This is a genomic window from Natrinema salsiterrestre, from assembly GCF_029502005.1.
Lineage (GTDB): Archaea > Halobacteriota > Halobacteria > Halobacteriales > Natrialbaceae > Natrinema > Natrinema salsiterrestre.
Map to the genome: position 1 here is coordinate 184,960 of NZ_JAMQOT010000003.1, position 22,921 is coordinate 207,880.

The window sequence follows — 22,921 nt, forward strand, 5'->3', positions numbered from 1 at the left end:
AAATAAATCCTTCCCGCGAGGACTATCCCGACTGATGATGGCTTACCCCTTGCTCAGTGAACCGGAGATTTTTTTGTATGTTGTCTTTGCGACCTGCATTCCGAGTCCCGACGACTCGATCACGTAATACGGTCGGAGCTCCCCGTTGAACTTCCCCTTGTACTCACAGAGCCGTTCGGTGTTCGCACCGACGAGGTCGTATCCAGTCACCGTCTCGAGTTCGGGATCGGTAACTAGATCGTCCAGAATGACCCGATGGAGGAGGTTGTTGACGCTCACGTGGTCGTAGGAGGCGGTGACTCCGCCGTGCCAGTAGTAGGCCAAATCGCCCGAGTAGAGCGTGATGATCCCGCTCTTGTACGTTCCGTCGGGGGTCCGCGCGGCGTACACCCGCCACCGGTCGTCGTCCAGGCTCGAGAGGAGATCGCGGAGGAACGCGCGCGACATCGGTGCGGTGTCGTCGTACTGTTCGTACCGGTCGACGACGTCGTCGTAGATCCGGAGGGCGGTGTCGATGCCCTCGGTCTCGATCGAGAGATCGACCTCGTCGTACCGACGCATCTCGTTTCGAAGGCTCTTGCTGAACCCCGCCATGGCGTCCTCGAGGTCGTCGGCGTCCTCGATATCGACGACGTAGGTAAACTCCGGTTCCACCGAGAGGTCGTTCCAGCGAAAGGGACGTGGATCGGCGTAGTCGACCGGACAGGTCATCCGAAAGAGGGTCGATCGCTTCTCGATGTCGAGGTCGTCGACGACGGCTTCCACCAGGGCGCTGTTGATTCGTTCCCGTTTGCGACGCTTCGGGCTGTTGGGAGTGACGATCGGCCCGAGGCGAGGAACGCTGAGCGAAACCGGTGGCGAGAGGACCGCCCGCCCGATCGATCGGTCGGTGACGAATACCGGTAGTAACCCCACTGCTTGCTGGCCCTTGTAGGCACCGTACAACTGTAAATCCGCATTCGTGTGATCCTCGAGGACGGAGAGTGCCGCCGGTTCGTGAAACACTTCGTACCCGGATGTCGGCAGTGCGTCGCCCCACTCCTCGAGGTCGATCCGTTTGACGTCCATACTACTTCATCGTGTCCTTACTGATGACCTTGTTATTCGCTCTGTAAGCGCGTGTGGAGGGTCATCGATACTGATGAAAGCACGTCTCTCGAGCGAGTAGTGCGCTCGAGCCACTATCGAGATTCCCGGTATGTCCGCACTACTGATTTATACTGACTGCACTAGAGTCGACTATTTTGATACGTTCCTTGGAGCGTATCGGTACGGCCGAGATAACAAACACGGTGAATTGCCTATTCTTCGTCCAGAATGCGGTGGCTTTCAACATGAGATACCTGTTCTTCACGAACACGCCGGCACACGTTCACCTGTACAAACACGCCGTACGGGCGCTTCAGGAGCGAGGACACGAGGTGCTCGTCCTCGCTCGAGAGTACACCTGTACGGTCGATCTGCTCGAGTGGTACGAGCTCCCCTTCGAGGTCTACGGCTACTGTGACACGTCGAAGGGATCGCTGCTGAGTCGCCTGCCGATGCACTACGTGCGAGCCATCCGGCACGCGCGACGGTTCGATCCGGACCTCGTCTTCGGGATGGGGGGATACGCGGCCCACACGGGCGCAGTCACGCGGACGCCGACGGTCCTGCTCATCGATTCCGAACCGGCGTCGTTCGACCACTCGGTTTCGACGCCGTTCGCTCGCGCCATCCTCACACCTCACACCTTCCGGAAGGATCTGGGGGAGAACCACTACGTGTTCTCGGGGTTCAAGGAGTGCGCGTACCTCCACCCGGACGTTTACGCGCCGAACCCGTCGATCCGGGAGCGTCTCGAGCTCGACCCCGGCGAACCGTACGCGATCATTCGGCTCAACGCGTTCGGATCGCAACACGACGTCGGCAAGGAGGGGATCACGGGCGCCCAGTGTCGGCGCCTCGTCGAACGGCTCAGCGACGACGCGCGGGTCCTCGTCTCCGACGAAGGGAACGGCGTGGACCTCGCGGACCTCCCGGCGCAAACGTTCGACCTCCACCCGGCGTTGATGCACGACGCGCTCGCCGAGGCGACGCTGCTGATCGCCGATACGCAGACGATGGTCACCGAAGCCGCGCTGCTCGGAACGCCGGCGATCCGCTCCAACTCGTTCGTCGGCGACTCCGACATGGGGAACTTCCTGGAACTCGAGAACGAGGGGCTGATCCACAACGTGTCTCGGTTCGACGAGATCCTCGAGCTGTCGACGACCCTGCTTCGCGACGACGCCGTCGACGAAACGTGGCAACGGCGACGAAACGAGTTCCTCTCGGAGACGGCGAATCTCACCGACGTGATCGTCGACATCGCGTCCGCCCGCGGGGACGTCAGCGGGCTCGATTCGGTCCGGCAGTTCGACCAGCCGAACCGAACCGAACCGAAACCGCAGATCGGCGTCGGCAGCGACTGATCCTCGACGGCCGGCCACCGTTCCCGACCGATTTCGGTCTCCGATAGCCGTTCCGGCTCACGGTCCGACGCTCGAAACCCGTGACTCGCCGCGCGCGTCGCCCTCGAGTTCCGCGCGGAGTTCCCGAGGCGACCCGACCCACGCGCCGAGTTCCAGTGCGCGTTCGACGAGCCATCGGTACAGGGATCGATAGCCGGGGAACTCCCGCTCGTTGAAGTAGCGGGGGTGCCAGAGTGCCGTCATCACGGCGTCGTTCTCAGCCGCTTCCTGCAGCAGACGCTCGCAGATCTCGCGGGCGGCCTCGAAGTCGGCACCCGGATCCGGGAGCGCTTGCTCCATGATCGTCAGCGGGAAGACGAGGAAGTCGTCGTCGAACGGGCGAACGGGCCGGTATCCCGCGTGGAATCCGCAGTCCGTGCTCGAGCCGAGGCTCGCATCGTACGCGAGGCCGATCGCACGGTGGTGCTCCCACGTCTCCGGGACCGAGAGCCGCAGGTAGTGTTGCCGACCGCCGGTGACGGACCGGCCGAGCACGTCCTCGAGCGCGGTCTTCTCCTCGCGCAACCGGTTCGGATCGTCCGCGGAGTGGTACGATCCGTGGAGCCCGACCTCCCAGCCGCCCGCGTCGAGCTCGCGAACGACGTCGACGATCTCGGGGGCGGTGATATCGTATCGGCCGAGGTGCTGGACCCAGTTCGCCGGCGAGAGCCACTCGCGTACCGACCGATCGGTCAGCAGGTGCTGTTCGTTCAGAAAATAAAACGCCGATCGGACGTTCAACGCCTCCTCGAGGGCCATTATCTCGTCGAACTGCCAGTACGGATTCGACGACGAGAGCGCGGTTCGCAGGTGATACCCCGGCCGCTCTCGCAGGGCGTAGTACAGCGATCGGAGTCCCTTGTACGGGCGGTCGACGTCGTGGGTCAGACACAGCGCGAACGCGGCATCGTCGGGGAGGGGGGACCGGTCGCGCTGGAGATCGGCTATCCGGTCGCCTCCGAGCGGCGGTCGATCGGCTCCGTCTTCGGTCGTCGGGGCGGGGTCGGTTCGGGGGTCGGAATCCGTCGTCATCTCAGCCCACGTGGTGCTCGAGGTGGGTGACGATGCGAGCCGCCGCGTTCCCGTTTCCGTACAGGTCGGGCTTTGACGGCGGGTTCTCGGCGGCGCGAACGGCGTCGACGATCCGCTCGGGCGTCGCCCCGACGAGTTCGTTCCATCCGGCATCGACCGTCTCCGTCCACTCGGTCGCGTCGCGGAGCGTCACGCACGGCGTGTCCAGGTAGAACGCCTCCTTCTGGACCCCGCCGGAGTCCGTCGCGACGCAGTGGGCACCCTCGACCAGCTCGATGAACTCGGTGTAGCTGACGGGGTCGATGACGCGGACGTCCGCAGTCAACTGCTCCCAGAGGCCGTGTTCGTGGAGCGAGTCGACCGTTCGCGGATGCGCCGGGAAGACGACCGGCGTCGCGAGTCGCGTCAGTGCGTCGACGATCCCCGCGAGTCGCTCCCGATCGTCCGTGTTCTTCGCGCGGTGGACCGTCGCGAGGACGTACTCGTCGGGAACGGCGGGCTCGCCGGTCGGGCCGCCGCCGAGTCGCTCCCGGATCTGGAGGAGCGTATCGTACATCACGTCACCCGGGACGTACACGTTCTCCGAAATCCCCTCCGCCTCGAGGGTCCGCTTCGCGTGTGGCCCCGGAGCGAAGAGGACGTCGGAGCAGTGATCGGTGAGCCGACGATTCGTCTCTTCGGGCATCGACCGATCGTGGGATCGCAAGCCGGCTTCGACGTGAGCGAGGAGCGGCGACGATTTCGCCGCCACGAGCGCGCCCGCGAGCGTCGAATTGGTATCGCCGTAGACGAGGACGACGTCGGGGGACTCGGCGTCGACGATTCGCTCCAACTCGGTCATCATCTCGGCCGTCTGTGCGGCGTGGGGAGCGGAGCCGACACCGAGGTGATACGCCGGTTCCGGAAGGGCGAGTTCGTCGAAAAACACCTCGGAGAGTTCGGCGTCGTAGTGTTGGCCGGTGTGGACGAGGAGTTCCTCGTGGTCTCCCTCGAGTTGCTGTGAGACGGCGACCGCTTTGACGAACTGCGGTCTGGCACCGACCACCGACAGCACCCTCATCGCATCGCCACCCCGGTCGGTCGCGTGGATCGCGTGGCGAGCGCGTGGACGCGCTCTCTTCGAACCGGACGAGTGGCACCGTTGTCGTGGACGGGCCGGACGCCGCTACGGGCGACTGGACCGTTTCGAATCTGGGCTCCGTTCATAACGTTCTGTGACCGATTACATCGGAGCGGAGACAGGACATTAGTAAATAATCGCATACCGGACAGTCACGATCGCTGCGGCGGAACGCGACCACGCCGGCGGGCCCGTCCGGTCCGCGCTCGGACGGTCGACCGACGGGTCTCCGCCGGGCGGCGCTTGAATGCTAATAACTCCCACACGTTTTTCTGCCCCCTCTCCCAAATCATACCAGATCAGGCGAATGGAGATCGGAGAGCTGACACCGTTCCTGCTCGAGTACACGCAGGACAAAATCGCCGTCGTCGACGAGGAGTTGCAGTACGTCTACGTCAACGAGGCGAGCGAGGCGATCCTGGGTTACGAACCGGACCAGCTCATCGGCCAGTCGGCCCGCGACTACGTCCACCCGGACGACGAACGGACGGTCGCGGCACAGTTCCGAGCGATCGGTTCGTCGGACGAGCCGTCGGCGACGGTCCGCTATCGCCACGCGACCAGCGACGGCGAGTGGGTGTGGCTGGAAAGTCGCTTCACCGACTTCCCCGACGATACCCTCGAGGGATACGTCGTCAGCTCTCGGGACATCTCCGAGCAGGTGGCCGCGGAACGGGACCGCCGCGACGCCGAGAGCCGACTCCGCACGATCGCCGGCACGGTCGGCGACGTCTTATGGATGTTCAGCGGCGACTGGTCCGAGCTCCTGTTCGTCAACCCGGCCTACGAGGACGTCTTCGGCCGCCCCGTCGAGGCGCTCCGGGAGGACCCGACGCAGTTCCTCGAGGTCGTCCACCCCGACGACATCGATTGCGTTCGGGAAGCGATGGAACGCGCTTCGAGCGGCGAATCGGTCGACATCGAGTATCGCGTCAATCCGGAGGCCGATTACAGCAGGTGGGTGTGGGTGCGATCCGAACCGATCGTCGAGGACGGCGAGGTGGTCCGGATCGTCGGCTTCTCTCGAGATATCACGGACCGACGGCGGCGGGAACGCCAACTGGCGGTCATGGACAAGCTGCTTCGGCACAACCTGCGAAACGATATGGCCGTCATCCTCGGCAACGCCGAGTGCATCGCCAGCGAGGCGTCCGACCCGGCTCGCGGACGCGCAGAGATAATTCAACAGCAGGGCCGGGATCTCCTCGAGAGCACCGACAAGCAACGCGAAATTATCGATCTGCTCACCGGGAACACGGTTCCGAGCGCGGTCGATCTCGTCCCGTTCGTCACTGACGCCATCGAAACGATACGCGACCGGTACCCGAACGCGACCATCGAAACGACGATGCCGGAGTCGGCGACGGCGACCGCCCTCCACGAGGTCGAACTGGCGATCACGGAACTGCTCGAGAACGCCGTTCGGCACGCCGCGGACGGCCATCCGGAGCTGTCGGTGACCGTTCGGTCCGGGCCGGAAACCGTCGACATCGAGATTCGGGACGATTGCCCGCCGATTCCGGAGGTCGAATTCCGCGTCCTGACCGGTGACTGGGGAATGGACGACGTCTATCACACGTCCGGACTCGGGCTCTGGCTCGTCTACTGGGTCGTCGATCTCTCGGACGGCCACGTCTCCTTCGACCGATCGGAAACGGGTAACGTCATCACCGTATCGCTCAAGCGGGACCGGTCCTGACTGTGCGGACATCGCGCGACCGCACCGGCTGCGGGACCGAAAACGCGATCTGTCGAGGACGGTGTGCGGACAGCGTCACGTGTCGCCCGGCACTCGATCGGCGGGCCTCCGTCACTCCATGTACCCGAGTCCCTTCAGTCGATCCTCGACGTCGCCGAACTCCTCGTCGACCTCCTCGTCGGTCTCGAGCCGACTCGTCGCCGTGCGTTCGACTTTGGTCGTCGCCGGCGTGGCGTCGTCGTCGAAGGCGTCGAACAGCACCCGCCCGTCGGCGTTTTTCGGCACCGGCTCGCCGATTCCGTGAAGCAGGGTCGGTGCGATGTCGACCACGCGGGCGCCGCGCAACGTCGCCCCCGCTTCGATCGAGGGGCCGCGACACAGGACGATCCCCTCGCTGCGGTGACTCGCCTCGTAGGTACCGGTGTCGCCGAGGACCGATTCGGCCATCCCGCTCCGGGACTCGTAGGCCCCGCGGCCGCTGACCACCAGATCCGGGGACTCGTCGTCCGTCGGGAACAGTTCGTCGCCGTCGTGAACCTCGAGTAGCGGGTCGCCGCTCTCGTCGGTGGCGGACTCGAGCGCTGCCCTGATGTCGGCTTTCACCTGCCCTACTTCGCTCGGGGCGACGAGACCGCGATCGAAGCGGTCGGTGTCGTTGATGTAGCAGTTGCCCGTATCGTGAACGAACGCGACGGTGCGGTCGTAGTCGACGTCGTAGAGGGCGTGATCGCCGGGGATCTGTTCGGCGACGGAGTCGACCAGCCGTCGGGGGAGGGACTGCACGAGCGTCTCTTCGGTGATTCCGACGCGGCTGAGTGCGCCGGTAATGGCGTCGCGGGAGATACCGAGGCTGGCGAGCGCCCCTCGAGTACCCTCGTCCTCGCGCTGGAACAGGTACCCCTCTCGTTCCAGGATGCGGTTGACGTAGACGAGTTCCTCGATCGGGCCGAAGCCGTGGTCGGAAACGATGTAGAGGTCCGCGTCGTGGTCGTCCGTGTAGTCAACGACGTCGCCGACGATCCGATCGAGTTTCTTGTAGTGGGCAAGTAATCGATCCATGTCCCAGACGAGATGCTGGAACCGGTCCGGTGCGGTGTAGACGAAGAAGAACAGCTGCCAGTCGTCGCCGGCCCGATCCATCTGGATCCGCATGAGTTCGCGGCGCTTGGCGAGCATCTCGTCGACGGCGGCCTCGAACTCGTCCGGTCGATCGGCGTACTCGGGGTAGTCGAGGCTGATCTCGTAGTTCGGGATCCGGGCGTCGATCTCGTCCTGTAGCTCGGGCGGATGCGCGAACTCCCGATCCGTCGAGGGAGTCATCATCCCGGTGACCATGGTGCCGTCGATCTCGCGGACCGGATACGTCATCGGCACGTTTCCGACGTGTGACGGTCCGAGCTGGTCCCAGAGGGCCGGCTGTGCGAGATCGCGGCTCGTATACATTTCGTGACTGTACTCCGAAGAGAGGTTTTGAAAGCCGTATATGCCGTGCTTGTCCGGCCAGACGCCCGTCGCGATCGACGGCCACGCGAGCGGCGTCGTCGGTGGACGCGTGCTATCGAGCGTTCCGGACGCCCCTTCCTCGCGAACTCGGGCGATGTTCGGAAGTTCACCCTCGTCGCTCCATCGCTCGATGAGTCTCCACGGTACGCCGTCGAGTCCGAGCACGAACGCTCGCTCGGAGGGTATTGTAGATCCGCTCATGATTGAACAGTTGAGACGCTACGAACGCCTGCTAACCTGCTGATCGACCGAGGACCGCTTTGTTATAGAGATGCTTCAGTATCCGGCTCGATTGACGTGTTCTTGTTCGATCGAATTACTGAGAACCTCACCGGCGGTCGCGCACAATTCCCGCTTACTGGCCGCGTACGCTCACGATGAGGACAAGTGGCTCAGGCAAGACATTCATAACAAAGATATCCGAGAGAAAGCAGTTGGGCTATGGAACAGGACCGATGGGGTGGTTGCTGTGGGTAGCGTCGTGATCTCTCTCGATGCGGAACTGGGCTGGGGCTTTCACGATCTTCCGACGCCGCCGTCCGAACGGGTCGAGGCCGGTCGCCGCGGCTGGTCGGTTTTACTCGACCTGTTCTCGGAGTACGACGTTCCGGCGACCTGGGCGGTCGTCGGTCACCTGCTGCTCGATCGCTGCGACGGGGAGCACGCCGATCATCCGGCCCCGAACGGCTGGTTCGAACGAGAACGAAGCGATTGGCGGGATCGCGAAGACTTGCGCTTCGGTCCGGACCTCGTGCGGGAAACCCTCGAGTCGGACGTCGATCACGAGTTCGCCAGCCACTCGTTTTCCCACGTCCTCTTCGGTCGACCCGAGACGGACCGCGAGCTCGCGGTCGCCGAACTCGAGCGCAGTATCGAAATCGCCTCGGACTGGAACCAGTCGGTCAAATCGTTCGTTTATCCGCGCAACGACGTCGGTCACCGTGACGTCCTGGCCGACCAGGGGATCAAAGCCTATCGCAGCAAATCGCCGACCGGATACGGCGTTCGGTGTATGTTCGACCTGACGGTGCTCAACCGATCGATACTCGTGGAACCCACCATCGACGAACACGGGCTCGTCGACATCCCCGCTTCGATATTCCTCTTCGGGTTCGAGGGGCCCGCGCGGACGGTCGCCGAATCGGTCTGGGAGGATCCGATGGTCGCGCTCGCTCGGTACGGCATCGACGAAGCAGCGACGAACGACGGTATTTTCCACATGTGGCTCCACCCGAACAACCTGACCCGCGAACGGGACGATCGTCGCATGCGTGCGATCCTCGCCTACCTCGATCAGCGCCGTTCCGAGACCGAGCTGACCGTCGAGACGATGGCAGACGTCGCCCGTCGAGTCACCGGCGTGTCGACGGTCGCCGACGGCCATCCGACCGTGAGCTGGAACTGACCTGTCGGCCGCCGTGATCGAATTCCGTGGCTACAGCGGGCGAGCGAGCGTGAACGAGATGCTACACGCGGCCCCGGATCGATACGACGCTGATAACAAAGCCCGCTCCGGCCCCGGTCTCTGGCAGATGGCACTACCGCTTTTGAACCGATTGACCGGCTCGACTGGACTTTCGCTGGCCGTTCTCGGGGTCGGAAACATCGGCTCAGTACACCTGAAATCGGCAGTCGCGATGTCCGGCGTCGAGGTCGCGGCAGCCGCCGACGCCGTTCCCGAGAACCGCACGCGAGCCGAACGCGCCGGCGTGTCTCGCACGTACGACGACTACGGGACGCTGCTCGAGTCCGAGGAGCTGGACGCGGCGGTCGTCGCGCTGCCCCCCTTCCTCCACGCCGACGCCGTCGAGCGGGCCGCCGAGGCCGGCGTCGACGTCTTCGTCGAGAAACCGCTCGCCCGCTCGACCGAGGAGGCCGATCGGCTGCTCGAGACCGCCCGCGAGGCGGGGATCGCCGTCGGCGTCGATCACACGCTCCGCTACCAGCCGGACGTGGCGGGCGTCAAGGAGGCCTACGACGAGGGGAGCGTCGGCCACGTTCCCTACGCCTCGATCACGCGACTCAACGACCACCCGCTCGGGCGACCGCCCGCCCGCGAGGCGCCGCCGGAGTGGCCCACGGACCCCGACGCGGCCGGCGGCGGCTCGCTGTTCGAACTGGGGATTCACTGTTTCGACGTCCTCGAGTGGCTGTTCGGCGACCTCGAGGTCAGGGACGCGGCGATGGGGCGGACGCTCGACACCGAAGCCGAGGACGCCGCGACCGTACTCGTCGAAGCGCCGGAGACGGGAACGACGATCACGCTCCACTGTGGCACCTACCAGTGGGAGCAGTTGCCGGAGGTCAACACCCGGCTGCGCCTCGAGGGCGTGACGGGGACGATCAGCAACCGGGACCACCTGCCGGGGAATTTCTACGCGGGCGCGGCTACATCGGCGCTGTCGAACCTCGCGAGCCGACTCACCGGCGACGACCCGGACGTCTTCGGCCCCACCTTCTACCTCCAGGCCCACTACGACGCGCTCGCGGACTTCTGTACCGCGATCCGCGAGGGCGAGCGGCCGCCGATCGACGGGGCCGACGGCCGGCGCGCGCTCGCGCTCGCCGAACGGGCCTACGACCTCGCAGCGGAGCGCGGGGAATCGAACGCGGCCGCCGACGACCTCGAGACGCCGGAGGTGTCCCCGTGAGCACCGCACCGGTCCGCGCGGCCGCCGTCGACGGCGCCGATCGCCGCGGGTGGGTTCCCGATATCGACGCCCGGATGGCCGCCCTCGAGTCGCCGGTTCGAGACGTGCTCGGGCCGGCGCTCGAGACGCTCGCGGACGCCGATCGGATCACCGTCGTGCCGGACGCACACTACCCGTTCCACCCCTCGTCGGGCATTGTCACGGACCCCGCCGTCGTCGGCTCGGTCGTCGCCCGCCTCGAGCGGCGGACGGACGCGGAAATCGCCGTCGCCGGGGCGAGCGACGAGCGGATCTCTTTCGACCGAACAGCGGCGTATCTCGGCTATGCGAGCCTGCTCGAGCGATTCGACGCGACGCTCGTCGATCTGGCGGACGACGCTCGGACCGAGGAGGTCTGCGCGATCGACGAGCGTCCGATCCCGCTCTCGGTTCCGGATCGCCTCGTCGAGAGTCGCGTGGTCGTCGTGCCGTCGCTCCGGCCGACCGAGGACGGACCGGTCGCGGGTGCGATGCGAACGCTCGGCTCGCTCGTCGAGTGCGACGCGGCTCCCTCGCGGGCTCCGGTCGCGGCGACGCGCGTCCTCGACCCCGCGGTCGCCGTGCTGGACGCGACGATCGCCTACGGCGGCGACCCCGTCGCAGCGAATACGCTCTTCGCGGGGTCGGCAGACGCCGTCGACGCCGTCGCGACCTCCCTGCTCGGGCGGTCGATCGAGAGCGACGACGCGCTCGAGACGGTTCGCGGGGACGAGGGACCGGTCGCCGTCGACGGAGCCGACGTCGACCTCGAACGCCTCCGAGATCGGATTCCGACGGGCGGGTTGCCACCGGCTGACGACACGCATCCCGCCCTCTCCGCGGCCTACCGCGTCTACGCGGCCGTGGCCGGCGACGCCGTCCCGCCGCAACTCGAGGGTGGTCGATGACCGCGACGACCGAATCTCGGACCGCGGCGGTCACCGGCGCGACCGGGTTCCTCGGGACGGCCCTCTGTCGCCGCCTGCTCGAGGCGGACTGGACGGTTCGCGGGCTCAGTCGGCCGACGTCCGACCGGGGCGAACTCGACGACGTTGACTGGTACGTCGGCGATCTCTTCGACGACGGGTCGCTGCGAGAACTCGTCGACGGTGCCGACGCCGTCTTCCACCTCGCGGGGATCGGCCTCTGGGACGCCGGCCCCGAGACCGTCCGGGAGGTGAACCGTGACGGGACCGAGCAGGTGCTCGACGCGTGTCGCCGTACCGATGCGGGCCGGGTGGTGTTTACGAGCACTGCCGGGACGCGCCGACCGCAGGGTGACGCGGATTTCGCCGACGAGACCGACGTGGCCGAACCGATCGGGGCCTACCAGGCGTCGAAAGCCGAGGCGGAGGCGCTGGTCGATCGATACGCCGAGGCGGACGGAGACGCCGTCACCGTCCACCCGACGTCGATATTCGGCCCCGGCGACGAGGCGTTCACCGCCCAGCTGCTCGCGATGGGCGTCGACCGGACCATGCCCGCCCACCTGCCGGGCGGCCTGAGCATCGTCGGCGTCTCGGACGTCGTCGACGGCCTACTGGCGGCGTACGAACGCGGCACCACCGGCGAACACTACGTCCTCGGCGGCGAGAACCTCACCTACGACCGGGCGGTGTCCCGGATCGCCGACGCCGCCGACGGCTCCCCCGCACGGATCCGCGTTCCCGCGACCGCGATCCGCGCTGCCGGCCCCGTCGCCGAAGCCGTCGACGCCGTCGCCGATCGCCGGGTGTTCCCCTTCGACCGGGAGATGGCCCGCCTCGCGACACAGCGGCTGTTCTACACCTCGAGGAAAGCCAGCGAGGAGCTGGGCTACGAGTATCAGCCCCTCGAGGCGCACGTGCCCGAGGCGATGGCGTGGTATCGGGCGGAAGTACAGTAGTCGCGAATCGCCGGAATCCTGCCGACCGGACGGCGATCACGGTCACGGCGGATTGTCGTTCACGTTCAGCGTCGAGGGATCGCCGGCCTCGAGCGCGTCCCACCAGCACTTGATAACGGCGAGCGTGACCAGTTCGGGTTCCTCGTGTGTGATACACGACTCGCGATGTTCGGCCGGGTTTTCGGGCGGATGAAAGTGTTTGTCCGGATAGTTCGGTCGAATCTCCCAGCCGAACCGAAACTCGAGGTCGGCTTCGCTGTAGTGGTACTTGTATCCGTGATTCGTCCACCACTGGACGTCGAATCGGCTGCTGTTCGCCTCGAACCCGACGCCGAGTGTAATCCGCAATTCGACCGGATCGATCGCGTTCGGAACGTACTCGACGTCCGAGACCAATCCGTTCAGTCGGTCTCGGAAAACGCCCTCGACTGCCCGCAATGCGTCCCAGTCGATCGGGCCGCGTTCCTCAGGCATTCTCCGCGCGTTCCTCCCCGGTACTCCTCGAGTCGACGAGTCGGGTCTCTTTGAACGAGAGGGCGGTCTTCGCGAACGCGAGGTTTCGACGCGTCGTCTTCCACCGCGAGAGGTCGTCCCAGCCGTCTTCGTCGTCCGCCTCCAGCAGTTCGACGAGTTCCTCGGGACTCGTCGCTCCGTACTCGTCTTCGAACGAGCGGATCCGCGCTTTCATATCGCGAATGGTCGTCTCCAGGTCCCCGCGCGAATGCTCGTCGGCGAGGTGCTGCACTCGCTCGAGCCGTCGCCGGTCCGGATTGCGACGAAAGCGGGTCGCAGTCTCGGTCTCCGCCGTCGCCGCGTGGCCCGTCTCGGCCAGCGCCGTGAGATGCTTGCGGGCGGTCGGTTCGGAGACGCGAGCCCGATCGGCGATCTCGCTCGCGCTCTGCCAGTCGGTCGTTCGACCGAGCACGGCCTCGACGCGTTCGAACGCCGTCGTTGCAGCCGTCCACTCTCGTTCGGCCGTTTCGTTCACCCCGGCGTCGCCGTCCGTCTCCGGAAACGGATCGATGTCGGCGGTCCGGATGCCGTCTTCTCCCATGCGCCGTTCTACGGACTGACAGAACATATCTTTTGGCCTGAAAACTATGCTTTGTCCATTCCCGTCGAGTGGTGCCCGACGGGTCCCTCACTCGAGCGGATCGACGCCCTGTGCTCGCCGTTTTTCACCGCTGGTTTCGATCCTCTTTCCGGCGACCCGCTCGTAGACCTCGAGCATCCGCTCTGCGGTCCGGTCGATACTGACCTCGCGGGCGGCCTCCCGGCCGTTCGATCGTTCGCCCCGCTCGAGGACGTCGATCAGTCCGCGAATCAATTCGTCGTCGCTGGTGGCGACGTGCGAGGGGGCGACGCCGGCCAGCCGCTCCCGGACGTCGCCCACGTCGAGGGCGACCACGGGGAGGTTACAGGCCAGCGCCTCCTTCACCGAGTTGGGAGAGCCCTCGCTGTCGGAGGTCAACAGGAGCGCGTCGGCGGCGTTCATGTAGTCGGGGATCGCGTCGTGGTCGACGCCGTAGACGGTCCGGAGCCGCACCGGCCGCTCGAGGAGGTTGTCGACCACGGTGACGATCCGCTCGGCCCGGGCATGATTTTTCACCTCGCGTGCGGGCGGGTACGGGAATAGCACCTCGTGTGCGTCCCCGTCGTCCCACCCGACCGCCGATCGGGCTCGAGCCCGGGGTTCCGGCCGAAACGTCTCGAGATCGACGCCGTTCGGAATCACCGTGCATTCGCCGCCGATGGCCTCGCGCATCCGCTCGGACATGACGACGACCGCGTCGCACAGCGGGACGGAGAGTCGACTGATGGGTGCGACGGGTCCGTGTACGTCCGATCCCCACAGCGAGAGGACGACCGGTTTCCGGACCTGTGCGAGCGCCATCGGCGCCGTCAGGCCGTAGTGGGCGTGGATCAGATCGTATCCGTTCCCGGACTCTCGGACGACTTTCGGAACGGTGCGAACGTAATCCACCGGGCTTCGGTCGGTATCGGCGTCGACGTCGCCGGCGACCGACAGTGTCGAAAACGAGACGCCCCGGTCCTCGAGCGCGGCCATCTGCTGGATCATGAACGGGGCGTCGGCGTTCGTCGTGAGCGTGAGGACGTCCATCTCGAAGCAGCTGAAAGAAGGGATCGGCGTCGTTTTGTTAGCCACACCGCTTCGAGAGTTTTCTTCACGTACACCGGCATGTGAGGGCCGGACACGTCGACGTTCGATCAAGGGGCGGTGTAGCTATGCGATTACAAAGAGTCGAGAGGGGGTAGCGAACACCGATGCGGATTCTCGTCCTGGCAAACACGCCCGCACACGTTCACCTGTACAGACACACCGTCGATCGCCTCGAGGAAGCGGGACACGAGGTGCTCGTTCTCACCCGGGAATACGCCTGTACGACCGATCTACTCGATTTTTTCGACCTCCCCTACCGAGCGTACGGCCGCCACCGGACGGACGGGTACTCGACGCTCCAGTTCGCCCGCGAACTCGGCGGCCAGTTTTGCAGGATCGGGATCGAAGCGCTTCGGTTCGCTCCCGACGTCGTCTTCGGTCGCGGCCCCTTCGCCGCCTACGCCGGGACGCTCACGCGGACGCCGGTGGTACTCGTGCTCGACGACGAACCCGGGGACTTCAATCACACCGTCTCGCGACCCTTCGCGGATTGCATCCTCTCGCCGGCGGTCACCCGCCGCGATCTCGGCGACGACCACTACACCTTCGACGGCTTCAAAGAGTGCGCCTATCTCCATCCCGACGTCTTCGAGACGAACGGCGATATCCGCGAGTACCTCGACGTCGGTCCGGACGAACCGTACGTCATCGTCCGATTCAACGCCCTCGACGCGCTCCACGACGCCGGCCTCGAGGGGTTTCGTCCCGACCAGCGACGGGACCTGATCGAGCGGCTGAGCGAAGCGGCGACCGTCTTCGTCTCCGACGAGGGCGACGAGATGGACCTCCGGGACCTTCCCGCACGGCCGTACGACCTCCACCCCGCGTTGATCCACGACGCGATGGCCGAGGCCTCGCTGCTGGTCGCCGACACCGGGACGATGGCCACCGAAGCCGCGCTCCTCGGAACGCCCGCGTTCCGGTATCGCGGCACCGACGACCACGAGTACGGCGAGTTCCGGGAACTCGAGCGCGCCGGTCTGGCCGAACAGTTCGACGAGTACGAGGCGATTCGCGATCGGTCCCTCGAGATTCTCGCGGCCGACGACGCAGGCGACCGGTGGCAGAGCCGACGGCGGGAGTACGTGGGCGGGCTGGTGAACCTCACCGACCTCCTCGTCGACGTGGCCACGTCTCGAGGCGAACCCGGCCGACTCGACGGGTCGACGAAACGAGCACTACAGCCGCGTTCACGGACGATCTGAGGGTTCGTTCGCTCTTCGCGCCGATACCGTCTCACCGAAACGACTGCCGTCTCGTTGGTCACGAAACACTTTTATTCGTATCCGGAAAAGGTCCGACAAGCCCCCGTTCTATGAGTCTCTCCACACTCCTCAGTGAACTGTTACCCGGCCGGAACACCGCGGCGGACACTCCCGAATCCGCTTCGGAAGACGGCGACGGCGTCCCGACGGTCACGGTCGTCTACGAGTGTCGAAACTGCGGAACGAACGTCTCGGCCGGGACGAATCGGTGTCCCGCCTGCGAGAGCGAGGACATCGTCACGTACTCCATCGAGTGAGTCCGCGGTCCGTTTCGGAGTAGACACCGTCCCGTTCCGCCACCGCCGGTATCGTAGCCACTGCGACTATTCACACACTGATCGCACAGCCGTCGCGCGATCGGGTTTGCATCGACTCGCAGTGGCTACTGTAGAAACCGCTGGTACCGTCCCCCGTCGTCGCGGAAACGCGACGCGGTTCGACCGACGTCTCGGTCCTCGAGCCCGACGCTACCGTGAGCGCGGGCGTGCTTGTGTTCGGTCCTCGTCTTCCTTCTCCTCTCGATCCCGTTTCGCCGTTCCAGTGCGATCGACCGAGTGGACCTCGAGGGGTTCGTTCGCCTCGGCGTCGAGCCGGATCGCGGTGCCGAGGGAGACGAGACCGAGCAACGCGGCGACGAACGAGGCGACCACGCCCGCGATGCCGTCCTCGCCTCGCGCCGCCCGGCCGAGCGAGCCGACGATTCCTGTAAGCCCGCCGGCGAGACCCAGGCCGGCCGTCCCGTAGAAGACGACCGCCGGATTGAACGACTGAACGAGATACCGCGTCTTCAGCCGCCAGCAGAAACTCCGGAGCAACAGCAGCGAGACGAACCGGACGAACGGCACGTACTTGATACTGCTCTCTTCGTCGCCGTAGACGGCCGACATCGGTACGTCCGCGACCCGATACCCCGCGACGTTGAGATGCGTCAGGAGGTGATTGAGGAAGCCGTACTGGTCGGTGATCGACTCGAGGTCGAGCCCGTCGATCGCCTCCGCCGAGATGGCCGTGTACCCGTTCTGGGGGTCGCCGATCGACCAGTAGCCCGAGGCGAACTTCGAGAGGCCGGTGAGCATGGCGTTTCCGACGAACCGGAACCGCGACATGTCCTCGCGGTCCTCGGGATGGAGGAGTCGGTTCCCCTTGGCGTAGTCGGCCTCGCCGGTAACCACGGGGTCGATGATCCGATCGAGAATCGCGGGATCCATCTGCCCGTCGCCGTTCATGACGGCGACGACGTCGATCCCGTCGTCGGCGGCACGACGATAGCCCGTCTTGACGGCCGCACCGTAGCCGTGATTCTCCTCGTGACGAATCGGGACGACGCGCCGGTCGTCCCCCCCGTCGGCCACCGTGAGCGCCGGTTCGGCGTCTCCATCGGCCGCGGTCTCGTTGATGCTCTCGGCGACGCGTCGGATCACGTCCCAGCTCTCGTCCGGCGAGCCGTCGTCGACGGCGTAGATCCGATCGGCGAAGTCCGGGACCGTCTCGATGACGCGACCGACGAACGCCGCCTCGTCGTAGGCCGTCACGACGACGCCGATCCGTTTGCCCTTATACATCGGTTCCACCGTCCGTCGGCCGCGGCGTCGGTTCGCCGTCCGCCGGCGTCGATCCGGTCTCCGAAGCGGGGGGTCGCTCAGGACGCGGCGGCCGGCCGTCGCTCGAGCCCGCGAAGGCGTACTCGCGATGTGCCGTCTCCGAGAGATCGACCGCGTCTCGTCCGTCGACGACGACCGCGGGCTCGAGGGCGTCCCAGTCGATTCGGTCGAACGCCTCGTGGGGAGTGACGATCACGGCGGCGTCGAAGGCCTCCTCGGTCAGGTCGTCCGTCGCGACCGGGCGCGCGCCGTAGTCGGCCGGATCGACGAGCGGGTCGACGCCCGCGACGTCCGCTCCCCGCTCGAGCAGGGTCTCGATGACGCCGATCGCGGGCGAGGCGCGGGTTTCCTCGACGCCGGGGCGATACGTTATCCCGAGGACGACGACCGAGGCGTCCGCGAGGCCGGTGTCGACGCGCTCGAGTTCCCGCTCGAGCCGGCCGACGACGACCGACGGCATTGCGTCGTTGACGCGGCGGGCCGTCCGCGTCAGGTCCATCGGTTCGTCGGTCCGGTCGAGCAGGAAGTGCGGGTAGTAGGGAATACAGTGGCCGCCGACGCCGGGCCCCGGATCGTGTAACTGGCACATCGGGAGATCGTTGGCCGTGTCGATCGCCTCGCGAACGGAGATTCCGAGCTCGTCGGCGAGTCGGCCCAGCTCGTTTGCCAGCCCGATGTTGACGTCGCGGTAGATCCCCTCGAACACCTTGACCGCTTCCGCCGTCGTCGCGTCGGAAACCGCGTGCACGTCGTTCTCCGAGACCTCGTCGTAGACGAGCGCCGCGGCTCGCGTACTCTCCGCGTCGACGCCGCCGACGACCTTCGGATACCGGCCGCGGATGTCCCGCAGCGCCGTCCCCGACGACGTCCGCTCCGGACAGAACGCGATCCCGAACTCGTCGGGCGAGAGGCCGCTCTCGGCCGCGAGGTGGGGCTCGAGTACGTCGCGACAGGTCCCCGGCGGGAGCGTCGATTCCGCGATCACCAGGTCGCCGGGAGCGAGCCCGGCCGCGATATCGCCTGCGACGGATTCGACCGTCGAGAGGTCCGGTTGGTCGTCGTCATCCAGCAGCGTCGGAACGATGACGACGTGGATCCGCGCCATCTCGGCCGCCTCCGTCCCGTCGGTCGTCGCCGTGAGCCGACCGGCATCGACCTGTTCGGCGACCAGGGCGTCGAGTCCGGGCTCCCCCACGACGTGGCTCTCGCCGTCCGTGACCCCGTCGACGACCGCGGGATCGACGTCCACGCCGATCACGTTCCCCGTCGTCTCGGCGTAGACGGCCGCGAGCGGGACTCCCATCTTGCCGAGTCCGTAGACCGCGACCGGGAGCTCGCCGTTCGTCACCCGGTTGCGCTGTCGGCGCTCCGACAGGCTCGAGCCGTACAGCCCGGACGCCGCCCGGGAATCGCTTTCCTCGAATTCGTCGGCTCCGTCGGTCCGGCCGGTCGAATCTCCGGACATCAGGCTTCCACCTCCCGTTCCCGGGACGGGTCGTCCTCGGTGTCGTCCGTCGGCCCCGTCGCGAGCCGGTCGATCAACTGGACCGTCTCGAGGGCCTGAATGCCGTCCTCGGCGGTGACGACCGGTTCCGAACCGGCTCGAACCGCCGAGACGAACGCTTCGAGCTCGTATCGCAGCGGTTCGCCGGTGTCGACGTGGGGGCGTTCGACGACGCTCTCGTGGCGGTAGCGGGGCTGGCCGTCGCCCGAGAGGTATTCGGGGTAGGAATCGCGGTGGATCAACACCGACTGCTCGAGGTAGTCCACCTCGAGGAGACAGTCGCGGGCGGTGACGGTGAGCTTTCGCACCTTCTTCTGGGTGACGCGGCTCGCGGTCACCGTCGCGACGACGTCGCCGTACTCGATCGTCGCGGTGGCGTACTGCCCGTCGTCGGTCCCCATCGCGGCGATCGATCGCGGTTTCGCGTCGAGTATCGAACCGACGATGTCGACGTCGTGAACCATCAGGTCGTAGATGACGTTGCCCGGTGCCGCCCGGTCGACCGGCGGGCCGAGCCGCTCGGCTTCGACGCCGATCACGTCCAGGTCGTCGATCAGATCCGCGACCGTCCGGACTGCCGGATTGAACCGTTCGATGTGGCCGACCTGCAACACCAGCCCGGCCTCGCGCGCTTGCTCGGCCAGCTGCTGCCCCTCCTCGACGGTCCCGGCGATCGGCTTCTCGACGAGGACGTGGACCCCCGCGTCGAGGCAGGTCGAAACCGTCTCGTAGTGGGCTCCGGTCGGGACGGCCACCGTGACGAGATCGCACCGATCGAGCAGCGCCTCGAGTCGGACTGGCTCTGTTCCGTGCTCGCGAGCGACGGTTCTGGCGATCTCGTCGTCGCGGTCCGTGACGCCGACGAGGTCGACGGTCGGTAGTTCGCCGTAGACGCGGGCGTGGTTCTGTCCCATGGAGCCGACGCCGATGACGCCGGCCCGAATCGGTTCTTCGGTCGTTGTGTTCGTCCTCCGGTTCGTAGTCATTGACTGGCAAAGTGATCGCGCACTGCTTCGACGACGATCCGTCGGTCGCGCTCGGAGAGCCCGGGATGGACGGGAAGCGAGAGGACTTCGTCGGCCGCCCGTTCGGCTCGGGGCAGCGTCGCCGCGGCCGTGCTGACCGTTTCGTAGGCGGGCAAGCGGTGGATCGGCGTCTCGTAGTAGACGCCGGTTCCGACCTCCCGCTCCGAGAGGGTCGTCTCGAGCCCGTCCCGATCGTCGGTTCGAACCGTATACTGATGGTAGACGTGTCGGGATCCCGCCGGCTCCGTCGGCGTTTCGAGCGGGAGGTCGGCGAACCGGTCGTCGTACGCGGCGGCGTTCTCCCGCCGAGCGCGGTTGAACTGGGACAGCCGCTCGAGCTGAACGCGGCCGATCGCCGCGGCGACGCTCGTCAGTCGGTAGTTGTGGCCGAGATCGACGTGGTCGTATCCCCCGGTGCCGCTCGTGTCCCGGCCGTGATTGACGTAGCTCGCGGATCGATCGGCGACGTCGGCACGGTCGGTGACGATCATCCCGCCCTCGCCGGTCGTCATGTTCTTCGTGGGGTAGAACGAGAAGCAGGCGGCGTCGCCGAACCCGCCGACTCGAGTGCCGTCGATCGCCGCCCCGTGGGCCTGACACGCGTCCTCGACCACGAACAGATCGCGTTCGTCGGCGAGGGCACACAGCGCGGGCATGTCGGCGGGCAGCCCGTAGAGGTGGACGGGAAGGAGACCGACGATGTCGTCTCGCTCCTCGAGTACCCGCTCGACGGCGTCCGGGTCCAGGGTGTACGTCTCGGGATCGATATCGGCGAAGACCGGCGTCCCGCCGGCCAGTCGGATCGCGTTCGCGCTCGCGACGAAGGAAAACGGCGAGGTGATCACCGCGTCTCCGTCTTCGACGCCGAGCGCCTCGAGCGCGGCGTGGAGCGCGGTCGTTCCGTTGGCCGTCGCCACTCCCTCGTCGGTGCCACAGTACGTCGCGAACTCGTCCTCGAACGCTCTCACTTCCGGCCCGTCGGCGAGCCGGTCGCTCTCGAGGACGGATTCGACCCGTTCGATCGCGTCGGCACTGAGTTCCGGATCAGCGATCGGAACCGGCGTCGACGCCCCGTCCGACCCGAGCTCGCTGTCCGTCCCGTCGGTACCCACACCGGCGTCAGTACCGGACTCGGAACCGCCACCGGAATCGATACCGCCGTCGGTCTCTGGATTCGGTTCGGTCATGCGAGCCGGTTCGCCCCCTCGAGCGGCTCGGGTAAGTCCCGGTCGGTGGCTGGCGTCCCGACGGCCAGACTGTCGGCCGGGACGTCTTCCGTAACGACGGCACCGGCCGCGACGAACGCGTTCTCGCCGACGGTGACGCCCGGCAACAGCGTCGCGTTCGCACCGATCGACGCGCCGTCCTCGATCGTCGGCCCCTCGAGTCCGTCGTCGGTCCGGACGGGGTACTCGTCGTTGGTCAACACCGCCCCCGGGCCGACGAAGACGTTGCTTCCGATCGTCGTCTGCGTCGGGACGTAGACGGACGTCTGGAGGCTGACGTCGTCGCCGATCGTCGTCTCCCCGTCGATGACCGTCTTCGTTCCGACGAGGACGTCGTCGCCGATCGTCGTCCCCTCGCGAACCAGCACGTCGTGGCCGGTCGCGAACCCGTCGCCGATCGTCACGTCGCCGTAGACGATCGACCCGGCCCTGATCGTCGCGTCGTCGCCGATCCGAGTCGGGTCGTCGAACTCGCCGTAGCCGACCGTTGCGTCGTCGTCGATCAGACAACCGTCGCCGCGTATCACCTCGCGGACCGCTTCGCTCATCGCCTCTCACCTCTCTCGTCCGGCGGGGTTCCCCTGTTCTCGCTCGCTCGACCGCGACGACGGCCCGTCGCGTCCGTTCGAACCGGTAATCCATCTCGTGGTCCGTCCCGTATTCGTTTCATAGTGAATCGATACCCGCGTGGGCAGTCGTGCTCACACAGCCGGTAACGAGGCTTTGTTATCCCCGGCCTGTGGCGTCCGTAGCCACGAACTACAGTATCACCGAGCCGAACGGACGGCGACCGCCGTCTCTCGCTCGTTTGCGCCCGCGATGGAACGTCCCTGCCGGAGTGAATCCGAAAACCCTCGTCTGAGACGTCAGTCACGGGTGCTAACTGGTACAATTCGCTTTCGGACGGGTAGCAGAGTGATAGTAAAGTGTCACACGCTGGCATCCCCTGCTGTGAGGAATCCGACTACACCCGTCGGACGGGAACGGGAGCCGATCCGACACACCGAGGGCACACATGTCTGACAGCGAACTCACGCAAGCCAAACTGTTCGACGTCTTTAGCAATGCGCGCCGGCGGCGAACGGTCCAGTTCCTGAAACGGCAGGGTGGGTCCTGCGACCTCGCCCCGCTCGTCGAACAGGTCGCCGCCTGGGAGAACGACACCGATATCGACGACGTGACCCGGACACAGCGACGGCGGGTCTACATCTCGCTGTACCAGACCCACCTGCCCATGCTCGAAGATCACGGGATCGTCGACTGGGACCCGGACGGTCACGAGATCGAGCTGTTGCCGAGCACGGAGCGCTTCGAACCGTACCTCGATCGCCACCTCGAGGATCGAACGCAGTGGCATCGCCGGTACGCGGCCGCGACGCTCCTCGGGACCGTCGCCTTCGGACTGACGGCGTTCGCGATCGGACCGCTGACGACGGCCATGGCTCCGATCGTCGCACTCGCACTCTGTGTCGTCGTCCTCGGCCTCTCGATCGCACAGCACGTCTCACGTCGTCCGGAGCTACAGTTTCCGTTCCAGCGTGCGAGCCGATAGCCGTCGGGATTCTCGCGTTCTGCCGCTCCTGTTCCGTCCCGCAGTCGGCGCTCTCCTCCCGTGGTATCCCTCGACACCGTTCCGTGGGAACGATATGGCGACCGCTCCGTTCCGTCGACCCGTTTCCACGCCGTCAACGCGTCCGTGTGATCGGGTGCGAACTGAC

At 66.3% G+C, this 22,921-nt stretch carries 21 protein-coding genes; 9 read left to right on the forward strand and 12 right to left on the reverse strand.

Annotation, left to right across the window (positions count from 1 at the left end):
• Positions 1-42: 42 nt before the first annotated feature.
• Complete coding sequence (locus tag NDI89_RS10400) at positions 43-1,068, reverse strand: GNAT family N-acetyltransferase (RefSeq protein ID WP_277521499.1); 1,026 nt, start codon at positions 1,066-1,068, stop codon at positions 43-45.
• A gap of 266 nt (positions 1,069-1,334) precedes the next feature.
• On the opposite strand from NDI89_RS10400, the gene NDI89_RS10405 reads away from it, so the two are divergent.
• Positions 1,335-2,453 carry a DUF354 domain-containing protein gene (locus NDI89_RS10405; RefSeq protein WP_277521500.1) on the forward strand — a complete coding sequence of 373 codons (1,119 nt, stop codon included), beginning with the start codon at positions 1,335-1,337 and terminating at the stop codon, positions 2,451-2,453.
• Between the two features lie 57 nt (positions 2,454-2,510).
• On the opposite strand, the gene NDI89_RS10410 is transcribed toward NDI89_RS10405, so the two are convergent.
• Positions 2,511-3,524 carry a polysaccharide deacetylase family protein gene (locus NDI89_RS10410; RefSeq protein WP_277521501.1) on the reverse strand — a complete coding sequence of 338 codons (1,014 nt, stop codon included), beginning with the start codon at positions 3,522-3,524 and terminating at the stop codon, positions 2,511-2,513.
• 1 nt (position 3,525) lies between these two features.
• Positions 3,526-4,584: a non-hydrolyzing UDP-N-acetylglucosamine 2-epimerase gene (wecB, locus tag NDI89_RS10415; protein ID WP_277521502.1), complete on the reverse strand. Its 1,059-nt coding sequence runs from the start codon at positions 4,582-4,584 to the stop codon at positions 3,526-3,528.
• Positions 4,585-4,951: 367 nt separating this feature from the next.
• Between wecB and NDI89_RS10420 the strand changes: the two genes are divergently transcribed.
• Complete coding sequence (locus NDI89_RS10420; protein ID WP_277521503.1) at positions 4,952-6,343, forward strand: PAS domain-containing sensor histidine kinase; 1,392 nt, start codon at positions 4,952-4,954, stop codon at positions 6,341-6,343.
• A gap of 111 nt (positions 6,344-6,454) precedes the next feature.
• On the opposite strand, the gene NDI89_RS10425 is transcribed toward NDI89_RS10420, so the two are convergent.
• The gene (locus tag NDI89_RS10425; RefSeq protein WP_277521504.1) at positions 6,455-8,047 is read right to left on the reverse strand and encodes an alkaline phosphatase family protein; all 1,593 of its coding nucleotides are present in this window, start codon (positions 8,045-8,047) and stop codon (positions 6,455-6,457) included.
• A 268-nt stretch (positions 8,048-8,315) separates the two neighbouring features.
• Between NDI89_RS10425 and NDI89_RS10430 the strand changes: the two genes are divergently transcribed.
• The 4 genes from NDI89_RS10430 (at position 8,316) to NDI89_RS10445 (ending at position 12,400) form a co-directional block, all read left to right on the forward strand.
• Positions 8,316-9,251, forward strand: coding sequence for a polysaccharide deacetylase family protein (locus NDI89_RS10430; RefSeq protein ID WP_277521505.1), 936 nt, complete (start codon positions 8,316-8,318; stop codon positions 9,249-9,251).
• Positions 9,252-9,378: 127 nt separating this feature from the next.
• Positions 9,379-10,497, forward strand: coding sequence for a Gfo/Idh/MocA family protein (locus NDI89_RS10435; RefSeq protein WP_277521834.1), 1,119 nt, complete (start codon positions 9,379-9,381; stop codon positions 10,495-10,497).
• Positions 10,494-11,423: a DUF362 domain-containing protein gene (locus tag NDI89_RS10440; RefSeq protein WP_277521506.1), complete on the forward strand. Its 930-nt coding sequence runs from the start codon at positions 10,494-10,496 to the stop codon at positions 11,421-11,423. Before NDI89_RS10435 ends, NDI89_RS10440 begins: the two co-directional genes overlap by 4 nt.
• Positions 11,420-12,400, forward strand: coding sequence for an NAD-dependent epimerase/dehydratase family protein (locus tag NDI89_RS10445; protein WP_277521507.1), 981 nt, complete (start codon positions 11,420-11,422; stop codon positions 12,398-12,400). The genes NDI89_RS10440 and NDI89_RS10445 overlap by 4 nt, the downstream gene beginning before the upstream one ends.
• Positions 12,401-12,442: 42 nt before the next feature.
• Here NDI89_RS10445 and NDI89_RS10450 read toward each other — a convergent pair whose 3' ends face one another.
• From NDI89_RS10450 to NDI89_RS10460, 3 genes are all read right to left on the reverse strand, one after another.
• Positions 12,443-12,874: a hypothetical protein gene (locus NDI89_RS10450; RefSeq protein ID WP_277521508.1), complete on the reverse strand. Its 432-nt coding sequence runs from the start codon at positions 12,872-12,874 to the stop codon at positions 12,443-12,445.
• Complete coding sequence (locus NDI89_RS10455; protein WP_277521509.1) at positions 12,867-13,454, reverse strand: DUF7342 family protein; 588 nt, start codon at positions 13,452-13,454, stop codon at positions 12,867-12,869. The genes NDI89_RS10450 and NDI89_RS10455 overlap by 8 nt, the downstream gene beginning before the upstream one ends.
• An 87-nt stretch (positions 13,455-13,541) precedes the next feature.
• A complete protein-coding gene (locus NDI89_RS10460) occupies positions 13,542-14,522 on the reverse strand; it encodes a glycosyltransferase (protein ID WP_277521835.1) in 981 nt (326 codons plus the stop codon).
• Positions 14,523-14,686: 164 nt separating this feature from the next.
• On the opposite strand from NDI89_RS10460, the gene NDI89_RS10465 reads away from it, so the two are divergent.
• Positions 14,687-15,787: a DUF354 domain-containing protein gene (locus NDI89_RS10465; RefSeq protein ID WP_277521510.1), complete on the forward strand. Its 1,101-nt coding sequence runs from the start codon at positions 14,687-14,689 to the stop codon at positions 15,785-15,787.
• A 110-nt stretch (positions 15,788-15,897) separates the two neighbouring features.
• Entirely contained in the window at positions 15,898-16,104 is a 207-nt protein-coding gene (locus NDI89_RS10470; protein WP_277521511.1) for a hypothetical protein, read from the forward strand.
• A 210-nt stretch (positions 16,105-16,314) separates the two neighbouring features.
• On the opposite strand, the gene NDI89_RS10475 is transcribed toward NDI89_RS10470, so the two are convergent.
• From NDI89_RS10475 to NDI89_RS10495, 5 genes are read right to left on the reverse strand one after another with little or no spacing between them, the layout of a single operon-like run.
• The gene (locus NDI89_RS10475) at positions 16,315-17,409 is read right to left on the reverse strand and encodes a glycosyltransferase family 2 protein (protein ID WP_277521512.1); all 1,095 of its coding nucleotides are present in this window, start codon (positions 17,407-17,409) and stop codon (positions 16,315-16,317) included.
• Positions 17,402-18,913, reverse strand: coding sequence for a nucleotide sugar dehydrogenase (locus NDI89_RS10480; protein WP_277521513.1), 1,512 nt, complete (start codon positions 18,911-18,913; stop codon positions 17,402-17,404). Before NDI89_RS10480 ends, NDI89_RS10475 begins: the two co-directional genes overlap by 8 nt.
• The gene (locus tag NDI89_RS10485; RefSeq protein WP_277521514.1) at positions 18,913-19,938 is read right to left on the reverse strand and encodes a Gfo/Idh/MocA family protein; all 1,026 of its coding nucleotides are present in this window, start codon (positions 19,936-19,938) and stop codon (positions 18,913-18,915) included. The genes NDI89_RS10480 and NDI89_RS10485 overlap by 1 nt, the downstream gene beginning before the upstream one ends.
• Positions 19,935-21,164, reverse strand: coding sequence for a DegT/DnrJ/EryC1/StrS family aminotransferase (locus NDI89_RS10490; RefSeq protein WP_277521515.1), 1,230 nt, complete (start codon positions 21,162-21,164; stop codon positions 19,935-19,937). Before NDI89_RS10490 ends, NDI89_RS10485 begins: the two co-directional genes overlap by 4 nt.
• Positions 21,161-21,751 carry an acyltransferase gene (locus tag NDI89_RS10495; RefSeq protein WP_277521516.1) on the reverse strand — a complete coding sequence of 197 codons (591 nt, stop codon included), beginning with the start codon at positions 21,749-21,751 and terminating at the stop codon, positions 21,161-21,163. The genes NDI89_RS10490 and NDI89_RS10495 overlap by 4 nt, the downstream gene beginning before the upstream one ends.
• 467 nt (positions 21,752-22,218) lie before the next feature.
• Here NDI89_RS10495 and NDI89_RS10500 point away from each other — a divergent pair, with 467 nt between their 5' ends.
• The gene (locus NDI89_RS10500; protein ID WP_277521517.1) at positions 22,219-22,755 is read left to right on the forward strand and encodes a DUF7344 domain-containing protein; all 537 of its coding nucleotides are present in this window, start codon (positions 22,219-22,221) and stop codon (positions 22,753-22,755) included.
• The last annotated feature ends 166 nt before the right edge of the window (positions 22,756-22,921 follow it).

Bases quoted from the DNA above. Each gene is read 5' to 3' on its own strand.
- NDI89_RS10450 (WP_277521508.1), bottom strand. From the start codon at position 12,874: ATGCCTGAGGAACGCGGCCCGATCGACTGGGACGCATTGCGGGCAGTC.
- NDI89_RS10410 (WP_277521501.1), bottom strand. From the start codon at position 3,524: ATGACGACGGATTCCGACCCCCGAACCGACCCCGCCCCGACGACCGAA.
- NDI89_RS10485 (WP_277521514.1), bottom strand. From the start codon at position 19,938: ATGACTACGAACCGGAGGACGAACACAACGACCGAAGAACCGATTCGG.
- NDI89_RS10455 (WP_277521509.1), bottom strand. From the start codon at position 13,454: ATGGGAGAAGACGGCATCCGGACCGCCGACATCGATCCGTTTCCGGAG.
- NDI89_RS10490 (WP_277521515.1), bottom strand. From the start codon at position 21,164: ATGACCGAACCGAATCCAGAGACCGACGGCGGTATCGATTCCGGTGGC.
- NDI89_RS10425 (WP_277521504.1), bottom strand. From the start codon at position 8,047: ATGAGCGGATCTACAATACCCTCCGAGCGAGCGTTCGTGCTCGGACTC.
- NDI89_RS10420 (WP_277521503.1), top strand. From the start codon at position 4,952: ATGGAGATCGGAGAGCTGACACCGTTCCTGCTCGAGTACACGCAGGAC.
- NDI89_RS10405 (WP_277521500.1), top strand. From the start codon at position 1,335: ATGAGATACCTGTTCTTCACGAACACGCCGGCACACGTTCACCTGTAC.
- NDI89_RS10495 (WP_277521516.1), bottom strand. From the start codon at position 21,751: ATGAGCGAAGCGGTCCGCGAGGTGATACGCGGCGACGGTTGTCTGATC.
- NDI89_RS10460 (WP_277521835.1), bottom strand. From the start codon at position 14,522: ATGGACGTCCTCACGCTCACGACGAACGCCGACGCCCCGTTCATGATC.
- NDI89_RS10475 (WP_277521512.1), bottom strand. From the start codon at position 17,409: ATGTATAAGGGCAAACGGATCGGCGTCGTCGTGACGGCCTACGACGAG.
- NDI89_RS10445 (WP_277521507.1), top strand. From the start codon at position 11,420: ATGACCGCGACGACCGAATCTCGGACCGCGGCGGTCACCGGCGCGACC.
- NDI89_RS10500 (WP_277521517.1), top strand. From the start codon at position 22,219: ATGTCTGACAGCGAACTCACGCAAGCCAAACTGTTCGACGTCTTTAGC.
- NDI89_RS10435 (WP_277521834.1), top strand. From the start codon at position 9,379: ATGGCACTACCGCTTTTGAACCGATTGACCGGCTCGACTGGACTTTCG.
- NDI89_RS10470 (WP_277521511.1), top strand. From the start codon at position 15,898: ATGAGTCTCTCCACACTCCTCAGTGAACTGTTACCCGGCCGGAACACC.
- NDI89_RS10400 (WP_277521499.1), bottom strand. From the start codon at position 1,068: ATGGACGTCAAACGGATCGACCTCGAGGAGTGGGGCGACGCACTGCCG.
- wecB (WP_277521502.1), bottom strand. From the start codon at position 4,584: ATGAGGGTGCTGTCGGTGGTCGGTGCCAGACCGCAGTTCGTCAAAGCG.
- NDI89_RS10480 (WP_277521513.1), bottom strand. From the start codon at position 18,913: ATGTCCGGAGATTCGACCGGCCGGACCGACGGAGCCGACGAATTCGAG.
- NDI89_RS10465 (WP_277521510.1), top strand. From the start codon at position 14,687: ATGCGGATTCTCGTCCTGGCAAACACGCCCGCACACGTTCACCTGTAC.